We start from the raw sequence: 1,607 nt of genomic DNA, 5'->3' as shown, positions 1-1,607 counted from the left end.
TGTTTTTCTTACGATTAGTCAAATGTTTTTTAGAGTTATAATTGATTAAATGCCAGAGATTTTAAGCCAATTAGAATGCAAGCCAAATACCCCTAATATGTGTCCATTTTTTACTAGGGGGAAGATATGGTACGATGGATGAAACTATGGTTTTAGGCGGCTAACCGATAATCATAGTGCATATTATGTGTAATGAGATAGAAGAGAAGCTTCAATAATTTATTTACACATGCAATGGACGCAACTTTATGACACTTGTTATAAGGTTGCGTTTTTAATTTATCGTAATACTCAACAATATGATTTTGTCCGTAACGTCGTTGTTTAATCATGTTCTGGATGATGAGGAAAAGGAGCTTCCGCAAATGTTTATTTCCACGTTTATTGATTTTATCTTTAAAAAAGGTTTTACCTGATTGAAAACGGCGTATATCAATACCAGCAAATGCATTGAGTTGCTTGTTATTGTTAAAACGAGTAATATCTCCTATTTCAGCCATCAAGCGTACGGCAGTATTCGGTCCAATCCCAGGGAGACTGCGAATGATATCGTATTCTGCGCGTTGCTCAGCTACATACACCATCTTGCTAATACAGCTTTCTTTTTGGTGAAGAAGCTCTTGATAGCGCCTTGCGTATAATTTGAGCTGGTCACACAGAACATCGTTCTGAGAAACAGCAGGATAGCAAATTTTCGCTATTTCAAGTATCTGAATCGCTTTTTTCTCCGCCGTAATATTTGATATTTTTTTATTGGTGTTGGCACGAATACGATTTTTTATAATGGTTTTAGAAAGACCTAAAACACAATCTGGGTGGGGAAATAGTTGAACAAAATTTAAAAACAAATCAGATTTACTAGTAAATATTCTTTCCAATTCTGGAAATGTTAATTGGATTACTTTATGCATACGGCCGCGAATTATTGATAATTCATCATCCAGTTCACTATATAATCTAGAAAGAGATTTTAACTGATAGAATAAATTATCAGTTCCGGTAGATACCCTTCGGGTAACTGTAAAATGAGTGAGAGCTAATCGGTGTGCGTCGCTTCGGTCTGTCTTATGAATCCGCAAGGAATCACATTGTATTTTGGCTTCTAATGGGTTTAATAAACAATATGTATACTGGTTATTTTGCATAAATCGTTCTAGCTGTCTGGAATAGATCCCTGTTGCTTCGAACACAATTTCAGGTGATTCGCCGGTTTCATCTGTAAGCTTATGTATCTTTTCTTGTAGCTTTTTAAAATCAGGCTTAGAATGCTTGATTTCACTTTCGAATACGCATTGTTTTTGTGCATTATAAATTACCATATAACTTTTACCCATACTGACATCAAATGCAATAACGTGTTTCATATAGCGCCTCCTCAGGTGGAATTGAAGTCTTCAACTTACACTTATCGATTCTCATTTCTTATACACGATCTCGAAGACCAACATACTAAAAACTGATTCAAATAAGGTAAGTGAAGAAGGTCAGTTTTGTATACGGATTCAAGATCCCAAAACACCCACGACCTCCTCTTCACTTCTACTATATAAAAAATAGTAGCGCGAACCAATGCCTTGGTCTGCACTACTAATCTTAGTATGTTTTGT

General features: G+C 35.5%; 1 protein-coding gene. It reads right to left on the bottom strand.

The annotated features are described in order from the left end of the window. Nucleotides 1-152 precede the first annotated feature (152 nt). A complete protein-coding gene (locus tag BWGOE10_RS14905; protein WP_002203979.1) occupies nucleotides 153-1,364 on the bottom strand; it encodes an IS110 family transposase in 1,212 nt (403 codons plus the stop codon). Nucleotides 1,365-1,607 lie beyond the last annotated feature (243 nt).

Source organism: Bacillus mycoides, from assembly GCF_001757995.1.
Lineage (GTDB): Bacteria > Bacillota > Bacilli > Bacillales > Bacillaceae_G > Bacillus_A > Bacillus_A mycoides_B.
This window is presented reverse-complemented; position numbering and strand designations above follow the sequence as displayed.

Bases quoted from the DNA above. Each gene is read 5' to 3' on its own strand.
- BWGOE10_RS14905 (WP_002203979.1), bottom strand. From the start codon at position 1,364: ATGAAACACGTTATTGCATTTGATGTCAGTATGGGTAAAAGTTATATG.